General features: G+C 71.1%; 19 protein-coding genes. 4 read left to right on the forward strand and 15 right to left on the reverse strand.

Going from position 1 to position 24,796, the window contains the following annotated elements; genetic code table 11:
- From BZL64_RS09280 to BZL64_RS09290, 3 genes are all read right to left on the reverse strand, one after another.
- Positions 1 to 1,329: an ABC transporter substrate-binding protein gene (locus BZL64_RS09280; protein WP_086767956.1), complete on the reverse strand. Its 1,329-nt coding sequence runs from the start codon at positions 1,327 to 1,329 to the stop codon at positions 1 to 3.
- A gap of 38 nt (positions 1,330 to 1,367) precedes the next feature.
- Positions 1,368 to 3,041, reverse strand: coding sequence for a glycoside hydrolase family 13 protein (locus BZL64_RS09285; RefSeq protein ID WP_244205268.1), 1,674 nt, complete (start codon positions 3,039 to 3,041; stop codon positions 1,368 to 1,370).
- Positions 3,042 to 3,183: 142 nt separating this feature from the next.
- Positions 3,184 to 4,458 carry an ABC transporter substrate-binding protein gene (locus BZL64_RS09290; protein WP_086767958.1) on the reverse strand — a complete coding sequence of 425 codons (1,275 nt, stop codon included), beginning with the start codon at positions 4,456 to 4,458 and terminating at the stop codon, positions 3,184 to 3,186.
- Positions 4,459 to 4,577: 119 nt separating this feature from the next.
- Between BZL64_RS09290 and BZL64_RS09295 the strand changes: the two genes are divergently transcribed.
- The 3 genes from BZL64_RS09295 (at position 4,578) to BZL64_RS09305 (ending at position 8,268) form a co-directional block, all read left to right on the forward strand.
- A complete protein-coding gene (locus BZL64_RS09295; RefSeq protein WP_086767960.1) occupies positions 4,578 to 5,093 on the forward strand; it encodes a PadR family transcriptional regulator in 516 nt (171 codons plus the stop codon).
- A complete protein-coding gene (locus BZL64_RS09300) occupies positions 5,063 to 5,839 on the forward strand; it encodes an ABC transporter ATP-binding protein (RefSeq protein WP_086767962.1) in 777 nt (258 codons plus the stop codon). The genes BZL64_RS09295 and BZL64_RS09300 overlap by 31 nt, the downstream gene beginning before the upstream one ends.
- A 146-nt stretch (positions 5,840 to 5,985) precedes the next feature.
- Positions 5,986 to 8,268 carry an ABC transporter permease gene (locus BZL64_RS09305; protein WP_086767964.1) on the forward strand — a complete coding sequence of 761 codons (2,283 nt, stop codon included), beginning with the start codon at positions 5,986 to 5,988 and terminating at the stop codon, positions 8,266 to 8,268.
- A 49-nt stretch (positions 8,269 to 8,317) separates the two neighbouring features.
- Here the strand turns inward: BZL64_RS09305 and pgi are convergent, their stop codons facing one another.
- The 11 genes from pgi to uvrC form a co-directional block, all read right to left on the reverse strand.
- The gene (pgi, locus tag BZL64_RS09310) at positions 8,318 to 9,970 is read right to left on the reverse strand and encodes a glucose-6-phosphate isomerase (RefSeq protein ID WP_086767966.1); all 1,653 of its coding nucleotides are present in this window, start codon (positions 9,968 to 9,970) and stop codon (positions 8,318 to 8,320) included.
- A gap of 298 nt (positions 9,971 to 10,268) precedes the next feature.
- Entirely contained in the window at positions 10,269 to 10,604 is a 336-nt protein-coding gene (locus BZL64_RS09315; RefSeq protein ID WP_010352468.1) for an RNA polymerase-binding protein RbpA, read from the reverse strand.
- Between the two features lie 208 nt (positions 10,605 to 10,812).
- A complete protein-coding gene (gene secG / locus BZL64_RS09320; RefSeq protein ID WP_086767968.1) occupies positions 10,813 to 11,049 on the reverse strand; it encodes a preprotein translocase subunit SecG in 237 nt (78 codons plus the stop codon).
- Positions 11,050 to 11,155: 106 nt separating this feature from the next.
- Positions 11,156 to 11,932 carry a triose-phosphate isomerase gene (gene tpiA, locus BZL64_RS09325; RefSeq protein ID WP_086767970.1) on the reverse strand — a complete coding sequence of 259 codons (777 nt, stop codon included), beginning with the start codon at positions 11,930 to 11,932 and terminating at the stop codon, positions 11,156 to 11,158.
- 6 nt (positions 11,933 to 11,938) lie between these two features.
- Entirely contained in the window at positions 11,939 to 13,150 is a 1,212-nt protein-coding gene (locus tag BZL64_RS09330) for a phosphoglycerate kinase (RefSeq protein WP_086767972.1), read from the reverse strand.
- 130 nt (positions 13,151 to 13,280) lie between these two features.
- On the reverse strand, positions 13,281 to 14,291 hold the full coding sequence (gap, locus tag BZL64_RS09335) for a type I glyceraldehyde-3-phosphate dehydrogenase (RefSeq protein ID WP_086767974.1): 1,011 nt from the start codon (positions 14,289 to 14,291) through the stop codon (positions 13,281 to 13,283).
- Positions 14,292 to 14,552: 261 nt separating this feature from the next.
- The gene (locus BZL64_RS09340; protein ID WP_086767976.1) at positions 14,553 to 17,519 is read right to left on the reverse strand and encodes a M14 family metallopeptidase; all 2,967 of its coding nucleotides are present in this window, start codon (positions 17,517 to 17,519) and stop codon (positions 14,553 to 14,555) included.
- Between the two features lie 230 nt (positions 17,520 to 17,749).
- Entirely contained in the window at positions 17,750 to 18,739 is a 990-nt protein-coding gene (whiA, locus tag BZL64_RS09345) for a DNA-binding protein WhiA (protein WP_086767978.1), read from the reverse strand.
- On the reverse strand, positions 18,730 to 19,797 hold the full coding sequence (locus tag BZL64_RS09350) for a gluconeogenesis factor YvcK family protein (RefSeq protein WP_086767980.1): 1,068 nt from the start codon (positions 19,795 to 19,797) through the stop codon (positions 18,730 to 18,732). The genes whiA and BZL64_RS09350 overlap by 10 nt, the downstream gene beginning before the upstream one ends.
- The gene (rapZ, locus tag BZL64_RS09355) at positions 19,794 to 20,834 is read right to left on the reverse strand and encodes an RNase adapter RapZ (RefSeq protein WP_086767982.1); all 1,041 of its coding nucleotides are present in this window, start codon (positions 20,832 to 20,834) and stop codon (positions 19,794 to 19,796) included. The genes BZL64_RS09350 and rapZ overlap by 4 nt, the downstream gene beginning before the upstream one ends.
- A complete protein-coding gene (uvrC, locus tag BZL64_RS09360) occupies positions 20,831 to 22,939 on the reverse strand; it encodes an excinuclease ABC subunit UvrC (protein ID WP_086767984.1) in 2,109 nt (702 codons plus the stop codon). The genes rapZ and uvrC overlap by 4 nt, the downstream gene beginning before the upstream one ends.
- A gap of 350 nt (positions 22,940 to 23,289) precedes the next feature.
- On the opposite strand from uvrC, the gene BZL64_RS09365 reads away from it, so the two are divergent.
- Entirely contained in the window at positions 23,290 to 24,318 is a 1,029-nt protein-coding gene (locus tag BZL64_RS09365; RefSeq protein WP_244205269.1) for a hypothetical protein, read from the forward strand.
- A 48-nt stretch (positions 24,319 to 24,366) separates the two neighbouring features.
- On the opposite strand, the gene BZL64_RS09370 is transcribed toward BZL64_RS09365, so the two are convergent.
- Complete coding sequence (locus BZL64_RS09370) at positions 24,367 to 24,792, reverse strand: Rieske (2Fe-2S) protein (protein ID WP_086767986.1); 426 nt, start codon at positions 24,790 to 24,792, stop codon at positions 24,367 to 24,369.
- Positions 24,793 to 24,796 lie beyond the last annotated feature (4 nt).

The raw sequence follows: 24,796 nt of genomic DNA on the forward strand, positions 1-24,796 counted from the left end.
TCAGCCCTTGTAGGCCTTGGCCGCCGCGGCTTCCAGCGCCGCCGCGGTCGCCTTCGGGTCGGAGGGGTCGCGCAGGAAGTCCTGGAGCAGCTTCCACTCCCCGGCGCCCTTCGTGCCGCCGAACGCGGCCGGCGCCTGGTCGGACATGTCGAAGCGGACCGAGTCCCCGGCGTCGATGAGGGACTTGGCGGTGGCGCGGGTGACGTCGTCGCCGTAGGAGGCGAGGTCGAGCTTGGTGTTCGGGGACAGGAACCCGCCGGCCCCGGCCCATACGGCGGCGGCCTCGGGGGTGGCCAGGTACTCAAGGAGGGCCATGCCCGCCTTGGTGTTCTTGCCGTCCTTGAGGACGACCGCGGCGTCGCCGCCGCTGACGACGGGGGCCTCGCCGGCGCCGACCGCCGGGAACGGGAAGAAGTTCGCGTCCTCGCCGATCGACTTTCCGAACTGGTCCTTGGCGACGCCGGCCACGAAGTCGCCCTCGTAGACCATGCCCGCCTCGGGCTTCGGGCCGAACACCTTCTCCACGGAGCCCGGGAAGTCGGTGTTCAGGGCGCCGTTCTGGCCACCCGCCAGCAGCTGCTTGTCCTTGAACAGCTTGCCGAGCGTGGTGAGCGCCTCGACGACGGAGGGGTCGGTCCACTTCAGTTCGTGGGTGGCGAGGGCGTCGTACTTCTCGGGTCCGGCCTGGGAGAGGTAGATGTTCTCGAACCAGTCGGTGAGGGTCCAGCCGTCCTGCCCGGCGACCGAGAAGGCGGCCAGCCCGGAGTCGGAGACGGTGTGTCCGGCCTTCAGCAGGTCGTCGTAGGTGGTGGGCGGCTCGACCCCGGCCTGGGTGAAGGCGTCGGGGCTGTACCAGACGGTCGACTTGTGGGCGGCCTTGAAGTAGAGGCCGTAGAGGGTGCCGTCGACGCTGCCGTACGTCTTCCAGACGGGGGCGAAGTTGGTGTCGACGGCCTTCTCGGTGGTGCCGGAGAGCTGCTTGAGCCAGCCGTTCTCCGCGAACTGCTGGAGCACGCCGACCTGCGGGACCATGACCACGTCGGGGGCGTTGCCGCCCTCGATCTTGCTGCCGACGACGGTGGAGACGTTGTCGCCGGTGGACACGAACTGGGTCTTCGCGCCGGTCTTCTCGGCGAACGCGTCCAGCACCTTCTGGAAGTTCTTCTGCTCGCTGCCGGACCAGACGCCGGCGACGGTGACGGTCTGGCCGCCGAGGGCCTTGTCGCCGCCGCCCGCCGAGACGGGGTCGCTCGAACCGCAGGCGGTGGCGCCGAACGTCAGGGCGAGGGCGGTGCAGCCGGTGAGGAGGGTCGTACGTCGTCGCATCATCGTTGATGTCCCTTCGAGGAGTGGGGAGTTGACGGGAGTCAGAGGTCGCCGAGCCACCAGGCGGAGGTGGAGCCGGGCAGTACGCCGGCCGGGCAGGGACCGCTGGACAGCAGGGGCGTGCCGGAGACCGGCGCGGGGGTGGGGGCCGTGCCGAAGTTGACGGCGCAGACGAGTCCGTCGCCGCGGGCGAAGGCGAGGACGCCGGGCGGGGCGTCCAGCCAGCGCAGTGTGCCCTCGCCCAACTGGGGCAGAGCGGCGCGCAGTTGCAGGCCGTCGCGGTACAGGTGCCAGAAGGAGCGGGTGTCGGCGAGGGCACGGTCGGTGGCGTACTCGGCGAAGTAGTCCGGCTGCGGCAGCCACGGTTTGGCGCCCTCGGCGCCGGAGGTGAAGCCGAACGGCGAGGCCTGGCCCGACCACGGCAGCGGGACGCGGCAGCCGTCGCGGATGCGGGCGCGGCTTCCGGTGCGCCGGAAGATCGGGTCGGTGAGCACGTCGTCGGGCAGGTCGACGACCTCGGGCAGCCCGAGTTCCTCGCCCTGGTAGATGTACGCGGCGCCGGGAAGCGCCAGCATCAGCAGGGCGGCGGCGCGGGCGCGGGCGGTGCCGAGTCCGCTGCCCTCGGTCGCGGGTTCGCCGTAGCGGGTGACGGTGCGGACCTGGTCGTGGTTGTTGAGGACCCAGGTGACCGTCGAGCCCGTGCCTGCGATGTCCGCCATGGCCTCGGAGACGACCTTGCGGAAGGCGTCGGCGCTCCAGGGGGCGCTCAGCAGATCGAAGAAGAAGGCCTGGTGCAGTTCGTCCGGGCGCACGTAGCGGGCGTGTTCGCGTGCGGTGGGCACCGAGACCTCTCCGACGAGGAGCCGTTCGCGGCCGTCGCGTGCCGTGTACTCCTCGCAGACCGACCGCCAGTGCCTCCACACGCCGTGCACCTCGGGCTGGTTCCAGGCGAGCGGGTTGACCGAGTCGCGGGTGCGGGCGTCGGCCTCGGGGTCCGGGGAGTCGGGCAGGTCCGGGTGCTTGAACAGGCCGGCGGCGACGTCGATGCGGAAGCCGTCGGCGCCCCGGTCCAGCCAGAAGCGCAGTATCCGGTCGAACTCGGCGGGCACTTCTGGGGTGCGCCAGTTCCAGTCGGGCTGTTCGGGGGTGAACATGTGCAGGTACCACTGGCCGGGCCGCCCGTCCGGCTCGGTCACCCGGCTCCAGGCCGGGCCGCCGAACATGGCGTGCCAGTTGTTGGGCGGCTCGCAGCCGTCGGGGCCGCGGCCGTCGGCGAAGTGGAAGCGGGCGCGGGCGGGGCTGCCGGGCCCGGCGGCGAGCGCCTCGCGGAACCAGGGGTGCTCGCTGGAGCAGTGGTTGGGCACGATGTCCAGGAGCACCTTGACGCCGAGCCGCCGGGCGGCCGCCACCAGCAGGTCGAACTCGGCGAGGTCGCCGAAGAGCGGGTCGACGCCGCGGTAGTCGGCCACGTCGTAGCCGTGGTCGGCCTGCGGGGAGGGGTAGAAGGGGCTGAGCCAGATGCCGTCCACCCCGAGCTTCTTGAGGTACGGCAGCCCGGCCCGGACGCCGGCGAGGTCGCCGATGCCGTCGCCGGTGCTGTCCAGGAAGCTGCGGACGTACACCTGGTAGATCACTGCGTCGCGCCACCAGTGGTGGGCGTCGATGCGCTGGAGACTCACCCCGTTGACCTGTCTGTGCGAGCTGACGTTATGCATGCATGTTAGGTAGGCATATCGAGAGGGTGTCAACGAGCAGACAGGAGTTACCGGGGAGTTGGCCAGACGAACCGGGCGTTATCGGGGCAGTCGGAGGCAAGGTGAGACCCGCGCGTTACCTAACATGTAACTAGGAAGGGTGTTAGCGGGAAGAGACGGCGGCGAGTTCTCGCGCGAGTCGGCGCACCGCGGCCTCGGGCGTCTCGTGCCCGGTCATCGCGTCGTGCACCACCGCCTGCACCACCAGGCTCACCTGGTCGTAGCGCGCGCTCTTGGGGCGCGGCGCGGCGGCCAGGACGCTCTCGCGCAGGGTCGGCAGATAGGGGAAGTCGCGGATCAGCGCGGGATCCTCGTACAGCGCGGCCCGCACCGGCGGCAGGGCGCCGCGGGTGAGGACCTGGCGCTGGACGGGCTCGCTGGTGAGGTAGGCGATGAGCCGCGCGGCCGAGTCGGGGTGCCGGGCATGCGTGCCGACGGCCAGGTTGGAGCCGCCGAGGACGCTGGTCCCCGGACCGTCGGGGCCCGGCAGCGGCACGGCGCCGATCCGCCCGGCGACCCGCGAGTCCGGGGCCGAGGCGGCGACGTAGGCGTAGGGCCAGTTGCGCAGGAAGAGGAGCCGGCCGTCCTGGAAGGCCTGCTTGGACTCCTCCTCCTTGTACGTCAGCGCCTCTTCGGGGATCCAGCCCTCGCGCACCCCGCGGGCGAGGAACGCGATGCCCTCGCGGGCACCGGCCGAGTTCACGGTGACGCGGGTCCCCTCGTCGCCGAGGATGGTGCCGCCCGCCGAGTAGACGGCCTCGGCCGCGTTGACGGTGAGGCCCTCGTAGGGCAGGAACTGCCCGGCATAGCCGCCGAGTCCGTGCTTCGGGGCGATGGTCCTCGCGGCCCGTTCCAGTTCGGCCCAGGTGCGCGGCGGCGGGACGCCCTCCTCGGCGAGGACGTCCGCGCGGTAGAGGAGGAGTCCGGCGTTCGTGACGTACGGGACGGCGTAGAGCCGTCCGTCGTAGGTCGCCGTGTCCACGACCGGCGGCAGGAACGTCTTCAGGGGGAAGCGGTCGCGGGGCAGCGGACGTATCCAGCCCGCCGCGGCGAACTCCGGTGTCCAGTTGACGTCGATGTTGAGGACGTCGAAGCGGCCCCGGTCGCCGCCCCGCAGGTCGGTCGTCATCTGCGCGTGGGTTTCGTCGGCGGAGTCCGGCAGCTCGACGAGCGTGACCCGCTCACCGGGGTGGGTGCGGTTCCAGCCTTCCAGCAGCGGGCCGAGATAGCCGGTGAGGTCTCCGGCGGTGGCGAGGGTCAGCGGCCCCCGGCCCTCCACGCCGCTTCCCTGGTGCGCACCGGCACCCGAGGCGACGTACCCGGCGAGGATCACGAGGAGGACGAGAAGGCCCCTACCGGCGGCGTGTATCCACCGCATAGGTTCCTCCCTGTACACCGGCACGGGCGTCCTCGCCCGGTCAGAGGCCATGTATACCTGTTAGGTATGCGCGATACTAGGGCCTGGAGCACATTACGAGGACTAGGAGGACAGCACGCGTGCGCCTTGCCCTCCTGGCTCTTCTCGCGCGCGGGCCCGCCCACGGCTACGAGCTCAAACAAGACCTTGAGCAACTGCTGGGCTCCGCGTACCCTCAGCCGAACGTCGGCCAGATCTACGTCACCCTCGGCCGTCTCGAGAAGACGGGCCTGATCGAGGGCGAAGAGGTCGAGCAGTCGAGCCGCCCCAACAAGAAGATCTACCACCTCACCGACGCCGGCCGGGACGAGCTGCGCGCCTGGTACGAGGAGACGGCGGACGAGCCGCGCGTCCGGGACGAGTTCTTCATGAAGCTCGCCCTCGCCCCGCAGACCGGCCTCGCCGACCAGATCGCCCTCATCAACAGGCAGCGGCGCCAGTACCTCAACACCATGCGCAGCCTGTCGAAGCTGGCGGCCACCGAGAACCGCGACAACCGCATCTCCCAGCTGCTGATCGAGGGCGCGATGCTGCATCTGCAGGCCGATCTCGACTGGCTGGAGCGATGCCAGGAAGAGCTGGAGGAACCGCAGTGAGCGACCGTCCCGTTCCCCTGCTGCGCGCCGAGGGCCTGGTCAAGACCCACCACGGCGAGGGCGCCCCGGCGCACGCCGTGCGCGGCGTCGACCTGCGCGTACGCGGCGGCGAGTTCGTGGCGATCACCGGTCCCTCGGGCGCCGGGAAGTCGACCCTGCTGCACCTCCTCGGCGGTCTCCAGCGGCCCGACAGCGGCAGCCTCTGGCTGGACGGCGAGCGCACCGACGCCTACAGCGAGTCGCGCTGGGCGGTCGAACGCAGGAAACGCATCGGGATCGTCTTCCAGTTCTTCAACCTGGTCTCCAACCTGTCGGTCGCCGACAACGTGGAACTGCCCGCCCTTCTCGCCGGCCTGTCCCCCCGGCAGGCGCGCGCCGAACGGGAGGGGCTGCTGGCCGAGCTGGGACTCGCCGGCAAGGACCGCAGCATGCCGGGCGAACTGTCCGGCGGCGAACAGCAGCGGGTCGCGCTGGCCCGCGCCCTGGTCAACCGTCCGCCCCTGCTGCTCGCCGACGAACCCGCGGGCAGCCTGGACAGCAAGGGCACCCGCGAGGTCATGCGGCTGCTGTCCCGCTTCCACCAGCGCGGCCAGACCATCGTGCTGGTCACCCATGACGCCCGGCTGGCCAGCGCCGCGGACCGGGTGATCAGCTTCTTCGACGGGCGGATAGCCGACGACGCGGAACTCGACGGCACGCCGTCCCGCGCCACCGGCATCTCCGGCGTGCTGGAGCTGAAGGACTGACATGCGCGCGTACGACGCCCCCCGGAAGTCCGTGACCGCGCAGGCGTACGACTGTCCCCGGAAGACCAGGACGGCGCAGGCTCACAACTGTCCCCGGAAGTCCGTGACCGCGCAGGCGTACGACGATCCCGGGAAGGGCTGAGCCGGTGCGAGCGACTCTGCGCTGGGCCCACTCCGATCTGCGCACCCACCGTGGGGAGGCGCTGTTCCTGGTGCTCGCCACGGCGGGCATCGTCGCCTCGCTGCTGCTGGCCACGGCCCTGTTCGGGTACGCCACCAACCCCTGGCAGCGGGTGTTCACCCAGGCGCGCGGCGCGCACGTGTGGCTGCACACCGGCCCGACGGCCGCCGCGGACAGGCTCGCCGCCCTGGACGGCGTCGAGTCCGTCGCCGGCCCCTACCCGGTCGCCGCCACCACCGTGACCTCCCGCGGTGCCCGCGCCTCCATCGAACTGCGCGGCACCCCCGAGCTGCCCTCCGTGGGCCGCCCGCTGCTCGCCGCCGGTCGCTGGCTGGACCCGGCGACCCCCGACGGCGTCGTCCTGGAGGGCCGCCTCGCCCGCGCCCTGGTGGCCGAACCCGGTGACACGCTCGCCCTGCCCGGCACCACGCGCGCTCTGACCGTCCTCGGCATCGCCGACAGCGCCGAACCGCGGTACCGCCCCGGCGACCGGCCCGGCCTGGTCTGGGCCCTCCCCTCCGCCGTGCCGGACCCGGACGGCCAGGTCACCGGCCTGCGGCTGGCCGATCCCGACGACACCGACTACGCCGTGCAGCGCGCCGTGACCGTGCTGGGCTCCGGCGCGGTCAGCGAGGTCTCCACCTGGCAGCAGGCCCGCGCCGAGGCCCAGGGCGACAACCGGCTCCTCGGACAGGTACTGGGCCTGTTCGGGCTGGGCGCGCTGGTCGCCGCCGGACTCGCCGTGCACGGGGCCATCGGTACCCGGATCCGCGGACATCTGCGGGACATCTCCGTGCTGAAGGCGATCGGCTTCACCCCCGGCCAGGTCGTGCGGATCTTCCTGCTCCAGCACGTCGCCTACGCGCTGCTGGGTGCCACGGCCGCGGCGGCCCTCGTCCAGGCGCTGGGCAGCCTGGTGCCGGGGCGGCTGGGGGACGCCGTCGGCGTGTGGCAGAACCTGCCCGGTCATGCCGTGGCACTGGTGTCGGTGCCCGTGGCGGTGGTGCTGTTCATCGGCGCGACCACCGGGCTCGCCGCCTGGCGGGCGGGGCGGGTGCCTCCGGTGCCGGTGCCCCGGCCGGCCGCGGTGGCGGGCGGCCGGCTGTCCGGCGTGGCACGCCGGGCACTGGGGCTACGACTGCCGCCCGCACTGGTGCTGGGCTGGCACAAGGCGTTCACCCGGCGACCGCGTTCCGTGGCCACGGTGGCCCGGCTGGCACTGCCGCTGCTGCTGATCGTGGTCGCGCTGAGCGCGTGGACCACCATCGACCGCTTCCGCGGCAGCCCCGAGGAGACAGGCCTGCCGACCGCGCTCACCGTCCACGCCGACGCCGGACTCTCCGACCGGGACACCCGCGCCCTGCTGGAACGGGATCCGCAGGTCGCCGCCGCCTATCCGGGCGTCGAGGTGGCCGCCCTGGTCCCCGGCCAGACCGCCACGATCGCCCTGCGTGGCCTCGGCACCCGCGCCGACCCCTACCCGTACAGCCTGGCCGACGGCCGCCCCGCGCACGGCCGGGACGAGGCGGTGGCCGGACAGGGTCTGCTCGACCTGCTCGACGTACGCGTCGGCGACTGGGTGCGGATGACGGTGGGCGAGCAGCCGCAGATCCTGCACATCGTGGGCCGCAGCATCGAGCCGGAGAACGCCGGCCGGGTCATCTCCACCTCGCTGGACACCCTCCGCGAGAACGATCCGGGGCTCGGCCCGACGCTGTACCAGCTGCGGCTGCGCCCCGGCGCCGACCCCGGCACGGTGGCCGGGCGGCTGGCCACGGCCGGGGAGGGCCGCCTGGACGTGCACGCCGTGACGAACCCTGCCGACGGGCTGTCCCCGCTGCGCGGCGTGTTCGTCGGCCTGATCGCCGTCCTCGCCCTGATCGGGCTCATCGAGCTGCTGACCACGATCGGCGGCACCGTGCGCGAGGGCGAGCGGGATCTGCTGGCGCTCAAGGCGATCGGCCTGTCACCGCGCCAGATCACCGCGATCACGGTCACCGCCACCGGCTGCACCGCCCTGGCCGCGGTCGTCGTCGGCACGGCGCTGGGCCTGCCTCTCGCACACTGGCTGATCGACGCCCAGGGCAGGTCGAGCGGCATCGGCGCCGGGATCGCCCACGGCCCTTCGCCCGTCCTGCTGCTGCTGTTCGGCGCGGCGGCGGTGCTGGGTGCGACCGCGCTCGCCGCCGTACCGGCGACCCGCGCCGCCCACCGGCGCCTCGCGGACACGCTCAGCTCGGTGACCTGAGGCCGCCGGGACGGGGGCCGCCCGGCACCCCCGTCCCACCGCGAGCGGTCTACCGGCCGCGCAGCTCCCGGTACGTCGCGACGAGGGCGGCGGTGGAGGCGTCCAGGCCGGGGACGTCGGCGCCCTCGGTCAGTGCCGGTTCGACGCGCTTGGCGAGGACCTTGCCCAGCTCCACGCCCCACTGGTCGAAGGAGTCGATGTCCCAGACCGCGCCCTGGACGAACACCTTGTGCTCGTAGAGGGCGATGAGCTGGCCGAGGACCGACGGGGTCAGCTCGCGGGCCAGGATCGTGGTCGTGGGGTGGTTGCCCCGGAACGTCTTGTGGGCCACCAGCTCCTCGGGTACCCCCTCGGCGCGGACCTCGTCGGGGGTCTTGCCGAAGGCCAGTGCCTGCCCCTGCGCGAACAGGTTGGCCATCAACAGGTCGTGCTGCGCCTTGAGTTCCTCGCTCAGTTCACCGACGGGGCGGGCGAAGCCGATGAAGTCCGCCGGGATCAGCCTGGTGCCCTGGTGGATCAACTGGTAGTACGCGTGCTGCCCGTTGGTCCCCGGAGTGCCCCACACCACGGGACCGGTCTGCCACTCCACGGGCCGGCCCGCACGGTCCACGGACTTGCCGTTGGACTCCATGTCGAGCTGCTGGAGATAGGCGGTGAACTTCGACAGGTAGTGGCTGTACGGCAGCACCGCGTGCGACTGCGCGTCGAAGAAGTTGCCGTACCAGACACCCAACAGGCCGAGCAGCAGCGGGGCGTTGGCCTCCGGCGGCGCCGTACGGAAGTGCTCGTCGACGAGGTGGAAGCCGTCGAGCAGCTCGCGGAAACGGTCCGCACCGATGGCGATCATCAGCGACAGACCGATCGCCGAGTCGAACGAGTAGCGGCCCCCGACCCAGTCCCAGAACTCGAACATGTTGGCCGGGTCGATGCCGAACCCGGTGACCTTCTCGGCGTTCGTCGACAGCGCGACGAAATGCTTCGCGACCGCCTTCTCGTCCCCGCCCAGACCGTCCAGCAGCCAGGTGCGGGCCGAGGTCGCGTTGGTGATCGTCTCGATGGTGGTGAACGTCTTCGACGCGACGATGAACAGCGTCTCCGCCGGGTCCAGGTCACGCACCGCCTCGTGCAGGTCGGCGCCGTCCACGTTCGACACGAAGCGGAACGTCAGCGAGCGGTCGGTGAACGCCCGCAGCGCCTCGTACGCCATCGCCGGCCCCAGGTCGGAGCCGCCGATACCGATGTTGACGACGTTGCGGATGCGCCTGCCGGTGTGACCGGTCCACTCGCCCGAGCGGACCCGCCCGGCGAAACCGGCCATCCGCTCCAGCACGGCGTGCACCGCCGGGACGACGTTCTCCCCGTCCACCTCGATCACCGCCCCGCGCGGAGCACGCAGGGCGGTGTGCAGCACGGCCCGGTCCTCGGTGACGTTGATCCGCTCACCACGCAGCATCGCGTCCCGCAGCCCGAACACACCGGTGGCGGCGGCCAGCTCCCGCAGGAGCCGCAGCGTCTCGTCGGTGACGAGCTGCTTGGAGTAGTCGATGTGCAGGTCACCGACCCGCAGTGTGTACCCGCTGCCCCGCCCGGGGTCACCGGCGAACAGCTGACGCAGCTGCACCTCGCCGAGTTCCTCACGGTGCTTGGCCAGAGCGGTCCACTCGGGCGTCTGGTTGAGCCTCGTACGGCCGTCTGCGTTCATGTCGGACCCAGCCCTCTTTTCTCACCTGTCCGTGCCGCGCGTCTTGTCCCGCTGCCGATCCCAACCTAATTGATCAGGGCGGAACACGAGCTGTCGTAGGACCGGCCTACGGTGCAACAACAGATACGGCCGCGCGGCCCGGAGGTATCAGCGCGAGGACGACATGGTGGTGAAAGAAAGTGGGGCGCGGCGCAAGGTGGCGCAGGCAGCACTGAAGGTCCACGCGGCGGCGGCCCGCCACCCGTGCGCGGTACAGCTGCGGCCACGTGCGTATGAGCACCTGGCCGTGGTCCAACTCCTAGATCTCGCCCCGCAGTTTGGCGAGGGCTTCGGCGAGGATCGCCTCGCCGTCCGCGTCGCTGCGTCGCTCCCGCACATAGGCGAGGTGCGTCTTGTAGGGCTCGGTGCGCGGCGGGGCCGGGGGGTTGTCCCGGTCCTGGCCGGCCGGGAAGCCGCAGCGCGGGCAGTCCCAGGTATCGGGCACCTGCGCGTCGCTGGCGAAGCTGGGCTGCGTCTCGTGCCCGTTGGAGCACCAGAAGGAGATGCGCAGACGCGGCGCGGACTCGCCGCGCTCGGCCTCGCCCATCGGCCCCGCCCCGACCCGGCTTCCTCGGATCGCGTTGCCACTTGCCACGGTCGTAACTCCCTGCGTGATGGTGCCGCGAAGCAAGTCGGCGTTTCGCTTCGCTGCGAGCGCCTCAGTCTACGTAAGGCCCAACGCGCGTCCAGTGATTGGAGCTACATCCCCCCACACGTAGACGCAAGCCCCATGATAGGCCGCGCTCAGCTGCGCGTACCGAACATGGGGCCTTACGACGAAATGTGTGCCTGCGAGAGGCTGATCAGCTGCTGGTCTTCATGAGGAGGCCGAGAACGATGATGCTCGCGAACCAGAGCAGACCGACCACCACGGTGATGCGGTCGAGGTTGCGCTCGGCGACCGAGGAGCCGCCGACGGAGGACTGCATGCCGCCACCGAACATGTCGGAGAGACCGCCGCCCTTCCCCTTGTGCATCAGCACCAGCAGCATCAGCAGCAGGCTGAAGACGATCAGGGCGATCGAGAACCCCAAAACCACGGCTGGACCAACTTCCTCGGATTCGGATAACGACGGGGGCACAGCTTCTGCGCTGTGCCCCCGCAAGGGTACGACGGATCGCCGCTACCGCATACTCACAGCCCGGTCACTGATCGCGGAAGCGCACGATCTTGACGAACTCCTCGTGGTCCAGCGAGGCGCCGCCGACCAGCGCGCCGTCGATGTCGGCCTGCGCCATGATCTCGGCGACGTTGCCCGACTTCACGGAGCCGCCGTACTGGATGCGGATCTTGTCGGCCACGTCCTGGGAGTACAGCTCGGCGAGCTTCCCGCGGATGGCGGCGCAGACCTCCTGGGCGTCGTCGGCGCCGCAGACCTTGCCGGTGCCGATGGCCCACACCGGTTCGTAGGCGATCACGATGGTCTCGGCCTGCTCGGCCGGGATGTCCAGGAGACCGCCCTCGACCTGGGCGAGGGTGTGCGAGACGTGGTTGCCCGCCTCGCGGACGTCCAGCTCCTCGCCGACGCACAGAATCGGCGTGAGGCCGTGCTTGTAGGCGGCTCTGACCTTGGCGTTCACCTGCTCGTCGGTCTCGCCGTGGTACTGGCGGCGCTCGGAGTGGCCGATCGCGACGTAGGTGCAGCGCAGCTTGGCGAGCATCGGGCCGGAGATCTCGCCGGTGTAGGCGCCGCCGTCGTGCGCGGAGATGTCCTGGGCGCCGTACTTGATCTTGAGCTTGTCGTGCTCGACCAGCGTCTGCACGGAGCGCAGGTCGGTGAAGGGCGGCAGGACGGCGACCTCGACGGCCTCGTAGTCCTTGTCGGCCAGGGCGAAGGCGAGCTTCTGGGTGTGGGCGATGGCCTCGAGGTGGTTGAGGTTCATCTTCCAGTTGCCCGCCATCAGCGGCGTACGGGTGCTCATGCGGGGTCAGTCCTCCAGTGCGGCGAGGCCGGGGAGCGTCTTGCCCTCGAGGTATTCGAGGGAGGCGCCGCCGCCGGTCGAGATGTGGCCGAATGCGTTCTCGTCGAAGCCCAGCAGGCGGACGGCCGCGGCGGAGTCGCCACCGCCGACGACCGTGAAGGCCGGGGAGTCGAGGAGTGCCTGGGCTACCGCCTTGGTGCCCTCGGCGTAGTCGGGGTGCTCGAAGACGCCCATCGGGCCGTTCCAGAAGACGGTGGCGGCGTCGGCGAGCTTCGAGGCGTACAGCTTGCGGGTCTCGGGGCCGATGTCCAGGCCCAGCTGGTCGGCGGGGATGGCGTCCGCGGCGACGGTGTGGGGGTGCCCCGGCGCCTTGGTCTTCAGGTCGGGGAACTCGGTGGAGGTCACCACGTCGACGGGGAGGACCAGCTCGACGCCGCTCTTCTCCGCCCGCTCGATGTACTCCTGGACGACCGGGATCTGGTCCTCCTGCAGCAGGGAGGCGCCGACCTCGTACCCCTTGGCCTTGAGGAAGGTGAACACCATGCCGCCGCCGATGAGGAGGCGGTCCGCCTTGCCGAGCAGTTGGTCGATGACGGCGAGCTTGTCGGAGACCTTGGAGCCGCCGAGGGCGACGACGTAGGGACGCTTGACGTCCTCGGTGAGCTTCTTCAGGACGCCGACCTCGGTGGCGATGAGGTGGCCGGCGGCGTGCGGCAGCCGGGCCGGGAGGTCGAAGACCGAGGCGTGCCGCCGGTGCACGGCGCCGAAGCCGTCGCCCACGTACACGTCGGCGAGTTCGGCCAGCCGGTCGGCGAAGGCGCCGCGCTCGGCGTCGTCCTTGGCCGTCTCACCCGCGTTGAAGCGCAGGTTCTCGATGACGGCGACCTGGCCGTCGGCGAGGCCCGCCACGGTGGATCGGGCGGAGTCGCCGACCGTGTCGGTCGCGAATGCCACGTCGGTGCCGAGGAGTTCGCCCATGCGGGCGGCGGCCGGGGCGAGCGAGAAGGCCGGGTCGGGGGCGCCCTTGGGGCGGCCCAGGTGCGAGGCGACGACCACCTTGGCGCCCGCGTCCGCGAGGGCCTTGACGGTGGGGAGCACGGCTCGGATACGGCCGTCGTCGGTGATGGTGCCGCCGTCCAGCGGCACGTTGAGGTCGGCGCGGACGAAGACCCGCTTGCCGGCCACGCCTTCGGTGAGGAGTTCGTCGATCGTCTTCATATAAGGGGCTCCCGGGAGGGCTCGTGTTGCTCCGTGATCGTAGACAGGGCCGATCCGCACGTGAGTCAGGGCCCGGCGGCGCGTCCCCGCGCCGTCCGGGCCCTGCCTTCACATCAGGTTGCTCCGTCGATCAGAGCTGGTTGCCGACGAATTCCGTCAGGTCGACGAGGCGGTTGGAGTAACCCCACTCGTTGTCGTACCAGCCGAGGATCTTCACCGAGTTGCCCTCCTGGACCATGGTCAGGGAGGAGTCGAAGGTGCAGGAGGCCGGGTCGCCGACGATGTCCGAGGAGACGATCGGGTCCTCGGTGTAGGAGAGGTAGCCCTTGAGGTCGCCGTCGTCGGCGGCCTTCTTGAACGCGGCGTTGACCTCGTCCTTGGTGACCTCGCGCTGCAGGGTCACGACCAGGTCGGTGGCCGAGCCGGTCGGGACCGGGACGCGCATCGCGATGCCGTCGAGCTTGCCCTTGAGCTGGGGCAGGACCAGGGCGGTGGCCTTGGCGGCACCCGTCGTGGTCGGGATGATGTTCTCGGCGGCGGCGCGGGCACGGCGCAGGTCCGAGTGCGGGAAGTCCAGGATGCGCTGGTCGTTGGTGTACGCGTGGACCGTCGTCATCAGACCCTTGACGATGCCGAAGTTCTCGTCGAGAACCTTGGCCATCGGCGCCACACAGTTGGTGGTGCAGGAGGCGTTGGAGATGACGTGGTGGTTGGCCGCGTCGTACTTGTCCTGGTTGACGCCCATCACGATGGTGATGTCCTCGTCCTTGGCCGGAGCCGAGATGAGGACCTTCTTGGCGCCGCCGGCGATGTGCTTCGCGGCGTCGGCCTTCTTCGTGAAGATGCCCGTCGACTCGATCACGATGTCGACGCCGAGGTCGCCCCACGGGATGTCCGCGGGGTTGCGCTCGGACAGGACCTTGATGGTGTGGCCGTCGACGGTGATCGTGTCGGCGGTGTGCGACACCTCGGCCTTCAGTCGGCCCAGGATGGTGTCGTACTTGAGCAGGTGAGCGGTTGTCGCGGTGTCACCCAGGTCGTTGACAGCCACGATCTCGATGTCAGCACCCTGCTCCAGCAGCGCGCGGAAGTAGTTACGACCGATGCGGCCAAAGCCGTTGATGCCTACGCGGATCGTCACGAACCGATCTCCTCGTTGGTACGCCGGCCACGAGGTGCCGGCGAGCTGTATTTGGGATGTCCCCGACCACCCACGACCCTACCTCTCCGGGACCGCCGGGGTGACATCGAGTCGGCCCATACACGGCAGTGCGGCCCGTACCCACCAGTAGGGGTACGGACCGCCCCGCCATGAAGTGCTGATCAGGCCCGATCAGCCGATTTCGATCACGCTGTGTCGTGTTGGCCCGAACCCAGCGTGTCGTCCGGTGCCCGGTCGGGGTCAGTCGTCAAGTGAGTCGAGAGCCCTTCCGATGAGCGCTGTGCGGTCGGCCGCGGCGGTGACGTGCTCCAGGCCGAAGCCGAGCAGCACGGTGTCGTCGGTGGTGACCGCTCCGTAGGTCTGGAACAGGGTGCCGGTGCGCGCCCAGTCCTTCAGGACGGACGGGCTGCCCGGGGGCGGCCCGGCGACCTGCCAGGCGCCGAGGGAGGTCTCGAAGCCCTCGGTCTGGGTGGCGGTGCCGCCGACGACGAGCGAGGCCTCGTCGGCGAGGACGCCGTGCCCGCCGCTGCCCGGGTCGGTGACATAGCTGAGCGAGACCTCGACGGACCTGCCGGCGTAGGCGCTCAGGTCGAAGTTCACCTGCTGCCAGCCGCTGGAGGCCCCGGTGAGGGCGTTCCACGAGCCGGTGGTGCCGGTCGCGGCGCACTCGCCCGAGGTCAGGGTCAGGTAGTGGCGGAGCTGCTGGTGCTCCCCGATGTAGTAGCCGGCGCCGCATTCGGCGGGTACGGCGGTCCCGGTGGCGCCGCCGGCCTCGGGCAGCGTCGTCCAGTCGTCGGCCCCGACGGTGTGGATCTCGACCAGCGCGTTGTCGTAGCCGGGTTCCGTGTCCCACAGCAGCTGGGTGCGCAGGGCGGGCCGGTCCGCGGCGGTGACGCCGGTGAGGTCGATGGTGCGGGTGAGGCGCTTGTAGGCGTCGTCGGTGTGCACGGCCGCCGCCATGGACGTGCCCGCGTACGGGCCGTACGGGTTGACGGTCCCGGCGAACTGTCCCGCGCCCGCGCTCGCGAACTGCGGATGCGTCGCGGCGGGCAGTTCGTCGGAGGTGACGCCGTAGGTTCCGGCCCGGTCCAGCGGGTTGCCGGGGGCGCCGGCGAGCAGGCCGGTGTACCCGTCGAGGGCGCCGGAGCCGGTGAAGCCGGTGGCGCCGGGGGTGGTCGTACGGGAGTAGGCGCCCAGGTAGTACTGGCTGAAGTCGTTGGACGGGGTGCCGTCGCCGAGGTCGACGTTGCCGCCGGCCAGTTCGCCGGCCTCGATGAGCTTGCCGCCCTCGTTGAGGAAGGCGCGCAGTTCCAGCTGGGTCGGGTTGCCGGGGACGCTCGCGCCCGTGTAGTGGACGACCGTGCCGAAGTGGTCCAGCACGCCGAGCGCGTCGGGCGGGCCCTGCGCGGCGACGTCCCAGACGATCGCCTTGCGGCCGTTGGCCTTCAGCGCGTCGACGTAGGTCTGCGCCTGCGTGGCGGTCGCGCCCTCCTCGGCGACGACGAGGGTGTCGGCCCGCGGCCGCTCGGCGACCGTGTAGGTGAAGTGCGAGCTGGAGACCTTCTTGCCGCCGCTCGTCTCGCCGCTGAACCACACCTCGACCGTGTCGCCGGGTTCGCCGTCCCGGACCTTCGCCCGGTACTCGTCGTAGAAGAGGTTGTCCTCGCCGCCGAAGGTCTCACCGCCCTTCCAGGGCCTGAGCGCCTGGTCGTGGGTACGGCCGCCGTTGACGCGGTACTTGAGTTCCTTGTCGCGGACCGCCTTGCGTACGACGACGGAGACCTCCTGGTCTGTGCCGCGCGCGTACGACGTCGTGAAGGCGGCCGGGGTGAAGTCGGCGGCGTCCAGGCCGACCGAGGACTTCGGCCGGTCGGGGCGGGCGGCGCTCTCGGCGACGGACAGCGCGAACGGGACGTTCTTTGCGAACTCCTGCTGGATCAGCTTCTCGTCGTCCGGGAAGTTGAACACCGACTGGCAGTCTGCGGCGTTCCACTGGTCGTCCGGGGAGAGGTTCGAGATCGTCTGGCAGGTCGACATCTCGGGGGTGAACATCGCCGTGCCGTTGACGTTGGAGGCGTGGCCGTCGGCCTCGCCGTTGGTGGTGTACAGCTCCGAGGAGACCTGCGGGTGGTAGCCGGGGACCGCGGAGTTGTCCGGGGTGCCGGCGAGTGCCTTCAGGGCGACGTCGTCCGGGGTGTCCGTGGCGACCTGCCAGCCGACGCCGTAGAGGAGGAGTTCGGCCGCGGAGTGGTAGTTGATGCCGTAGGTGAAGCCGATGCGCTTCTCGAAGGCGTCCAGGGCCTTGGTCTCGGGCTCGGAGTTCGGGCCCGCGCCGCGGTAGGTCTGGCTGGTGGGGTTGGGGGAGGAACCCTCGTCGTCGTAGCCCCACTTGTAGGCGAAGTTGCGGTTGAGGTCGACGCCGTCGCCGGTACGGATCTCGCCGTCGGCGTTGACGTCCCGCAGGTTCTTGCGCCACAGGCGGTTCGCGGAGTCCTGGAAGGTGTAGTCGTAGCCGTCGGGGTTGGCCGACAGGACGAACCACAGCTCGGTCGAGTCGACCAGCTTCTTGATGCGCCGGTCGGTCTTGTAGCTGTCGAGGTAGTGGTGCATCAGCCGCCGGGTCATCTCCGGGGTGATCCACTCGCGCGCGTGCTGGTTGGACAGGTACAGCACCGAGGGCTTGGAGCCGTCCTTGGACTTCTTGGCGTTCTTGGAGAGCTTGAGCGCGAGGATGTCCTGGCCCTTGACCGTCTTGCCGATGGAGACGACCTTGGTGAGGCCGGGGTTCTCCTGGGCGGTCCGCAGGATCTCCTCCTTGAGGCCTCCGCTGCCGCTGTACGGCCGGAACACCCCGTCGGCCGCGGCCTCCACGCGGTTCTCGGCCTTGGCCGAGAGGGTGTGCTCGGTGAGCGGGACGCCCTGCTTCTCCAGCTTCTTCGCCTGGTCGTCGGTGAGGTACACCTCGACGGTGGCGGTGCCCTGTTCGGGCGCCTGCTCACTGAGTTCATGGCCGTCCTGACCGGCCGCCAGCAGCAGGGGTACCTGCTTCTTGGTGACCTCGGCACGGAAGACCTTGACCTCGTCCGCGTCGGATGTGCCGGACGTGCCGGAGGAACTTCCGGACTGTGCCTGGGCGATGGGTGCGATGCTCGCTCCGCCGATCAGGAGCGCGCCGACAGCGAGGATCGATCTCGCTCTTCGTCTCATGAACCCCCCTTGCGTGAGTCCGCCACAGCAGCGAACACAGTCAGGCTCATGACTGTTCATGATCGAGTCAAGGGTGCGTCAAGAAGGTGTCGCGGGACGGAAGTTGCCCTCGGCGGAAGGGTTTGCGGAGTGAGAACGCCGGTGCCGACGCCCCTGAGGGGTGTTGGCACCGGCGTGTCGCCGAACCGTGGGTCGCCGGTGGGGCGCCCGGTCGCGCTCCGGCGCGGCTCTCAGCCCACCAGGTTGTCGGCGAAATCCTCGCTGAGGTTGGCGTCCGTGCCCGGGATGCCGAGGTCCGAGGCCCGCTTGTCGGCCATCGCGAGCAGCCGGCGGATCCGGCCGGCGACCGCGTCCTTCGTCAGCGGCGGGTCGGCGAGCGCGCCCAGCTCCTCCAGGGATGCCTGCTTGTGGTCCATGCGCAGCCGGCCGGCCGCCGCGAGGTGCTCGGGCACCTCCTCGCCGAGGATCTCCAGGGCCCGCTGGACGCGGGCACCGGCGGCGACGGCGGCACGGGCCGAGCGGCGCAGGTTGGCGTCGTCGAAGTTGGCGAGCCGGTTCGCCGTGGCGCGCACCTCGCGGCGCATCCGGCGCTCCTCCCAGGCCAGCACCGACTCATGGGCGCCGAGGCGGGTGAGCAGCGCGCCGATGGCGTCGCCGTCGCGGACCACGACCCGGTCGACCCCGCGGACCTCGCGGGCCTTCGCGGCGATCGACAGCCGGCGGGCGGCGCCGACCAGCGCGAGCGCGGCCTCCGGACCCGGGCAGGTGACCTCCAGGGAGGAGGACCGGCCGGGCTCGGTGAGCGAGCCGTGCGCCAGGAAGGCCCCGCGCCAGGCCGCCTCCGCGTCACAGGTGGCGCCGGACACCACCTGCGGGGGCAGCCCGCGGATGGGGCGTCCGCGGCCGTCCACCAGACCGGTCTGCCGGGCCAGCTGGTCGCCGCCCGCGACCACCCGTACGACGTAACGCGAGCCGCGGCGCAGACCGCCGGGCGCCATCACGATCAGCTCCGAACTGTGGCCGAAGATCTCCAGAATGTCCCGCTTGAGCCGGCGGGCCGCCATCGCCGTGTCCAGCTCCGCCTCGATCACAATGCGCCCGCTCACCAGGTGGAGGCCGCCGGCGAACCGCAGAACGGCGGAGACCTCCGCCTTTCTGCAGCAGGTCCGGGTGACGGGGAGCCGGGAGATCTCGTCCTTCACCGCTGCCGTCATCGCCATGGGCCGATCCTTCCATGCATCCGAAAAATACGGTCGTACGCGGCGGCCAACAGCTCCGGGTCGTGCCTCGGGGTCCCATCGGGCCGGGCCACCGGCGCCAGCTCGACCGCGGCCCCGAACCGTTTGGCGGCATCGGTCAGGGAGTCCCGGTCGGGCACGGCGGCCTCGTCGGCCAGCACCACGTCCAGGGCGAGTTTAGGGGCGTGTCGTCCCAAAACCTCCAAATGACGCTGCGGGGAGAAGCCCTCGGTTTCTCCCGGTTGTGGCGCGAGGTTGAGGGAGAGTACCCGGCGGGCCTTCGTCTCGGTGAGCGCGTCCAGCAGTTCGGGCACCAGCAGATGCGGGATGACCGACGAGAACCAGGAGCCGGGGCCGAGCACGACCCAGTCCGCGTCGAGGACGGCCGCGACCGCCTCCGGGACGGCCGGCGGGTCGGGCGGCACCAGATGCACGGACTGCACCTCGCCGGTGGTGAGCGCGACGGTGGCCTGCCCGCGCACGGTGTCGACGTCCTCGGGGCGGGCCGGATCGTGCCCCTTGACCAGCGCCTGGAGTTCCAGCGGTACGGCGGACATGGGCAGCACGCGTCCGTGCGCACCGAGCAGCTTGCCGACCAGGTCCAGGGCCTGGACATGGTCACCGAGCTGCTCCCACAGGGCGACGATCAGCAGATTGCCGACCGCGTGGCCGTTGATCTCGCCCTGCGACTGGAAGCGGTGCTGGATGACGCGGGCCCAGGTCTGGCCCCAGTCGTCGTCGCCGCACAGGGCGGCCAGTGCCTTGCGCAGGTCGCCGGGCGGCAGCACGCCCAGCTCGTCGCGCAGGCGCCCGCTGGAACCGCCGTCGTCGGCCACGGTGACGACACCGGTGAGATCGCCGGTGATCCGGCGCAGTGCGGTGAGCGAGGCGGACAGACCCATGCCGCCGCCGAGGGCGACGACCTTGGGCTGGGTACCGCGACGGCGGGGTTTGCCGCCGCGGGCCTCGACCGGCCGGCCCGTGCGCCCTTCGGGCGCCATTCTGCGCAGCCGGCCGAGCCGCGGAGTACGTCCTGTCATTCCCGTCCCATGTCCCGGTGCACGACCACCGTCTCCACGCCCTCGGCCACGAGGCGCGCGGCGAGCTTCTCCGACATCGCGACCGAGCGGTGCTTGCCGCCCGTACAGCCGACCGCGATGGTCACATAGCGCTTGCCCTCCCGCCGGTAGCCCGCGGCGACCATCTGGAGGAGTTCGGTGTACCGGTCGAGGAACTCCTTCGCGCCGGGCTGGTTGAGGACGTACGTGGAGACCTCCTCGTTCAGCCCGGTGAAGGGGCGCAGCTCCGGAACCCAGTGCGGGTTGGGCAGGAAGCGCATGTCCACGACCAGGTCGGCGTCCACGGGCAGGCCGTACTTGAAGCCGAAGGACATCACGGTGGCCCGAAGCTCGGGTTCCGAGTCGCCGGCGAACTGGGCGTCCATCTTGGCGCGCAGCTCGTGCACGTTGAGGCTGGAGGTGTCGATCACCAGGTCGGCGTCGCCTCGCAGCTCGCGCAGCAGTTCGCGCTCGGCGGCGATGCCGTCGACGATGCGGCCGTCGCCCTGGAGGGGGTGCGGGCGGCGCACCGACTCGAAGCGGCGCACCAGGGCGTCGTCGGAGGACTCCAGGAACACGATCCGCCGGGTGACGCCCTTGGCCTCCAGGTCGGCGAGGGACTCACGGAGGTTGTCGAAGAAGCGGCGGCCACGGACGTCGACGACGACCGCGATCCGCGCCACGTTGCCCTGGGAGCGGGCGCCCAGCTCCACCATGGTGGGAATCAGCGCGGGCGGGAGGTTGTCGACGACGAACCAGCCGAGGTCCTCCAGACACTTGGCGGCCGTCGAGCGGCCGGCCCCGGACATGCCGGAGATGATCACCAGCTCGGGGATGGCCGCCTCGGGGATCCCGGGCGGCGTGACGTCGGTACTCACCTGTGCTCCGTCTTCGTGACCTGCGGTGTTCGCGGCGCCGGGGGCGTCCGCGAGGTGTTCGGGCCCGGTAGTGGCCGCAGTGGGCCGCGCTGTGGGCGTGGGTTCTCGTTCCGGTGTGGTCTGTGCGTCGTGCTCGGTCATGTCTCCTGCCCCCGTCGGTCTTCCGGGGCGCCCGCGGCCACGGGCTCCCCGGCGGAGCCCGACGTCGTGCCGGACTCCTCCTCATCCATGATCTCTCCGGTCGCCGTGTTCACGGCGGGTGCGGGCGGAGCCGCACTGGCGAAGGCCGCGAGAATCGTCTCGGCCGTCTTGCGGCCTATGCCCGGCACCTCGCAGATCTGGTCGATCGTCGCGGAACGCAGTCGTTTCATCGAACCGAAGTGCTTTACGAGCGCCTGCTTGCGCGCGTCGCCGAGCCCCGGCACGTCGTCCAGCGGGCCGGCGCGGAACCGCTTGGCCCGCTTGGTCCGCTGGTAGGTGATGGCGAAGCGGTGGGCCTCGTCGCGCACCCGCTGGAGCAGGTAGAGGCCCTCGCTGGTGCGGGGCAGGACGACCGGATCGTCGTCGTCCGGCAGCCAGACCTCCTCCAGGCGCTTGGCGAGGCCGCAGACGGCGATGTCGTCGATACCCAGCTCGTCCAGCGCCCGCTTGGCCGCGGCCACCTGCGGCTGTCCGCCGTCGACGACGACGAGCTGCGGCGGGTAGGCGAACCGCTTGGGCCGGCCGTCGTCCTCGGTGAGGCTGCTGGCGATCGGGGCGTCGGGGTTCTCGGAGGTACCGGGATTGTCGGGGTTTCCGTCGACCCACTCCCCCGTCCGCTCCTTGTCGGCGAGGTAGCGGCGGAAGCGGCGGCTGATCACCTCGTGCATCGAGCGGACGTCGTCCTGGCCCTCACCGTGCCAGACCTGCGTGTCCCCGACACGGCCCTTGATCTCGAATCGGCGGTACTCGCTCTTGCGGGCCAGGCCGTCCTCGAAGACGACCATGGAGGCCACGACGTCGTCACCCTGCAGATGCGAGATGTCGTAGCACTCGATGCGCAACGGAGCGCTGTCCAGGTCGAGCGCCTCGGCGATCTCCTCCAGCGCGCGCGAGCGCGTGGTGAGGTCGGAGGCACGCTTGGTCTTGTGCAGGACGAGGCTCTGCTGGGCGTTGCGCTCGACCGTCTCCATCAGCGCGCGCTTGTCCCCGCGCTGCGGGATGCGCAGCGAGACGTTGGATCCGCGGCGGGCGGTGAGCCACTCCTGGACCGGCTCCAGCGGGTCGGGCAGGGCGGGGACCAGCACCTCCTTGGGCACCGCGTCGCCGGTCTCCTCGCCGTAGAGCTGCTGGAGGGCGTGTTCGACGAGGGCGCCGGTGGTGATCTCCTCGACCTTGTCGGTGACCCAGCCGCGCTGGCCGCGGACGCGTCCGCCGCGGACGTGGAAGATCTGGACGGCCGCCTCCAGCTCGTCCTCGGCGACCGCGATCAGGTCGGCGTCGGTCGCGTCGGCGAGCACGACCGCGTTCTTCTCCATGGCCTTCTTCAGGGCCCCTATGTCGTCGCGCAGGCGGGCGGCGCGCTCGTACTCCATCTCCTCGGCCGCCTCCGTCATCTGCTTCTCCAGACGGCGGATGTAGGTGCCGGTGCGGCCGGTCATGAAGTCACAGAACTCGTCCGCCAGCTCCCAGTGGTCGTCCGGCGAGATCCGGCCGACACAGGGCGCGGAGCACTTGCCGATGTAGCCGAGGAGACAGGGGCGGCCGGTGCGGGAGGCGTTCTTGAAGACGCCTGCCGAGCAGGTGCGGACCGGGAAGACCCGCAGGAGCAGGTCGACGGTGTCCCGGATCGCCCACGCGTGCGCGTACGGCCCGAAGTACCGGACGCCCTTCTTCTTGTGGCCGCGCATCACCTGCACGCGCGGGAACTCCTCGTTCATCGTCACGGCGAGGTACGGGTAGCTCTTGTCGTCGCGGTACTTGACGTTGAACCGGGGGTCGTACTCCTTGATCCACGAGTACTCCAGCTGGAGCGCCTCGACCTCCGTGGACACCACGGTCCACTCCACGGACGCGGCCGTGGTGACCATGGTGCGGGTGCGCGGGTGAAGGCCGGCCAGGTCCTGGAAGTAGTTCGCCAGGCGCTGGCGCAGGCTTTTCGCCTTCCCGACGTAGATCACCCGGCGGTGCTCGTCGCGGAATCGGTACACCCCGGGAGAGTCGGGGATCTGTCCCGGCTTGGGGCGGTAGCTGGAGGGGTCGGCCATGTCTCACACCCTACTGGCGCGCGGTGACAGTACGACGGGGCCGTGGACAACGGCGCGGGGGTGTCCGGGGCGGCGAAGGGGACACGACGGATAGGCGACGGATACGGGACGAAGGCTCGCCGGGGACGCGACGGGGACGTTGGTGAGGGCCCCGACTCGGCCACGGCCGCGCCGCGTTCCGGCGGCAACTGTTGTCGGGACTAGGTCAACACGCTTCAATGCGGGGGAACTCCGGGCGGTGAACCTCACGCTACGGATGTGAAGGCGCGGCCCCGCTGCCATGGGGCGGCCCGGTCACCCGCGCGAACGGTCCGACCAGCCGTCGCGCGCATTCACAGGAAGGCCCCTGCATGCCGCACGCCCCACAGCACGCGGACGCCGTCGCGCACACCGTCACGGAGGCGGACGCGGAGTCCCTCACGGGGTCCGTCACGGAGGCCGTCACGGGGTCCGTCTCCGGCGTCACCGCCGCGGAACTGGACGCCGCCCTGCGGGGCGGTCCCTTCCACGTCGCCCTGCGCGCCGCGATCTCCGCCCGTGGGCTGCCGCTGCAGCGCGTCCAGCACCATCTGTCGCGGCACGGGGTCAAGGTCGGCGTCACGAGCCTGAGCTACTGGCAGCAGGGGGCCCGGCGCCCCCAGCGCCCCGAGTCGCTCCGGGCCGTACGCGCCCTGGAGGAGATCCTCCAGCTGCCGGACGAGTCCCTGATCCGGCTGCTCGCTGAGAACGACGGGACGGCGGCCGCAGGTCGGCCGACGGGCCGTACGTACCGCTCGTTCCTGGCGGCCTCGGACGTCCTGGAGAAACTGTTCGTCGAACTGGAGTGCCCTGCGGACGACGGGCTGCACACCCTCGGCCATCACGAGCGGGTCCGCATCGGGGCGTACCGCGAGCTGCTGGAACGCGAGTCGCAGCACATCGTGCGGGCCCACCGCGACGGCGTCGACCGGTTCGTCGCCGTCCACCACGGGGATCCCGGCTGCGCCCCGGAACGGATGAGTGTGCGGGCCCTGGAGAACTGCCGGACCGGCCGCGTCCGCCGGCACCACGACACCGGCGTCCTGGTCGCCGAGTTCCTCTTCGACACCCGCCTGCGCGCGGGTGACACCTTCCTCTTCGGCTACGCCGTCGAGGACGGCACCGCCGGGGCCTGCCGTGAGTACGTGCGCGGCTTCGGCGCCCCGGGCGGCCAGTACGCCCTCCAGGTCCGGTTCGACGAGCACGCGGTGCCGGTGCGCTGCCACCGCTTCACCCGGCACTCCGCGGCGGCCCCGCGCGGCGGCCGTCAGGAACTCGCCGTGGGCCGGCACCGCTCGGTGCACCTCGTCGAGCCGCGGGTGCGCTCGGGCATGGTGGGCATCGGATGGGACTGGGAGTGACCGTGCCCGCGCGCCGGTGATCGCCGGGCGGGCGGCGCAGCGGTCGGGTCAGGCGGCCGGCCCCGACACGATCCTGCCGTTCTCGGCCCTGACCGGGAGGGCGTTCAAGGGCACGGTCGCCGGTGCCTTCAGCACCGCGCCGCTCGTGGCGTCGAACTCGCTGCCGTGGCAGGGACAGATCAGGGTCGTCCCGTCGAGCTTGTTGATGGGGCATCCCGCGTGCGTGCAGATCGAGCTGTACGCCTTCAGCTCGCCGCCCGCCGAGCGGCTGACCACCACGTTGTGGTCCCGGTAGAGCCTGGCGCCCCCCTCGGCCAGCTCACCGTCCGCGCCCAGCTCGACGGGAGCGGTCGGCGTGGCGGGCGCGGTGGTCCCGCCGGTGGGCGAACAGGCGGCCGTACCGAGCCCTGCGGCAGGCACGAGCGCCGCTCCGCGCAGGACGGTACGGCGGGTCGCTGACGGGCGGGCGGGCATGAGG

It is taken from the genome of Streptomyces bobili, from assembly GCF_002154575.1.
GTDB lineage: Bacteria > Actinomycetota > Actinomycetes > Streptomycetales > Streptomycetaceae > Streptomyces > Streptomyces bobili.

What these genes read in the sequence shown, in the direction of transcription:
- rapZ (WP_086767982.1), bottom strand. Translation starts at nt 20,834, where the DNA reads ATGACCGAGCACGACGCACAGACCACACCGGAACGAGAACCCACGCCC.
- pgi (WP_086767966.1), bottom strand. Translation starts at nt 9,970, where the DNA reads ATGAACGCAGACGGCCGTACGAGGCTCAACCAGACGCCCGAGTGGACC.
- BZL64_RS09350 (WP_086767980.1), bottom strand. Translation starts at nt 19,797, where the DNA reads ATGACAGGACGTACTCCGCGGCTCGGCCGGCTGCGCAGAATGGCGCCC.
- tpiA (WP_086767970.1), bottom strand. Translation starts at nt 11,932, where the DNA reads ATGAGCACCCGTACGCCGCTGATGGCGGGCAACTGGAAGATGAACCTC.
- BZL64_RS09280 (WP_086767956.1), bottom strand. Translation starts at nt 1,329, where the DNA reads ATGATGCGACGACGTACGACCCTCCTCACCGGCTGCACCGCCCTCGCC.
- BZL64_RS09285 (WP_244205268.1), bottom strand. Translation starts at nt 3,041, where the DNA reads ATGCATAACGTCAGCTCGCACAGACAGGTCAACGGGGTGAGTCTCCAG.
- uvrC (WP_086767984.1), bottom strand. Translation starts at nt 22,939, where the DNA reads ATGGCCGACCCCTCCAGCTACCGCCCCAAGCCGGGACAGATCCCCGAC.
- BZL64_RS09330 (WP_086767972.1), bottom strand. Translation starts at nt 13,150, where the DNA reads ATGAAGACGATCGACGAACTCCTCACCGAAGGCGTGGCCGGCAAGCGG.
- whiA (WP_086767978.1), bottom strand. Translation starts at nt 18,739, where the DNA reads ATGGCGATGACGGCAGCGGTGAAGGACGAGATCTCCCGGCTCCCCGTC.
- BZL64_RS09370 (WP_086767986.1), bottom strand. Translation starts at nt 24,792, where the DNA reads ATGCCCGCCCGCCCGTCAGCGACCCGCCGTACCGTCCTGCGCGGAGCG.
- BZL64_RS09290 (WP_086767958.1), bottom strand. Translation starts at nt 4,458, where the DNA reads ATGCGGTGGATACACGCCGCCGGTAGGGGCCTTCTCGTCCTCCTCGTG.
- BZL64_RS09365 (WP_244205269.1), top strand. Translation starts at nt 23,290, where the DNA reads ATGCCGCACGCCCCACAGCACGCGGACGCCGTCGCGCACACCGTCACG.
- BZL64_RS09340 (WP_086767976.1), bottom strand. Translation starts at nt 17,519, where the DNA reads ATGAGACGAAGAGCGAGATCGATCCTCGCTGTCGGCGCGCTCCTGATC.
- BZL64_RS09300 (WP_086767962.1), top strand. Translation starts at nt 5,063, where the DNA reads ATGCCAGGAAGAGCTGGAGGAACCGCAGTGAGCGACCGTCCCGTTCCC.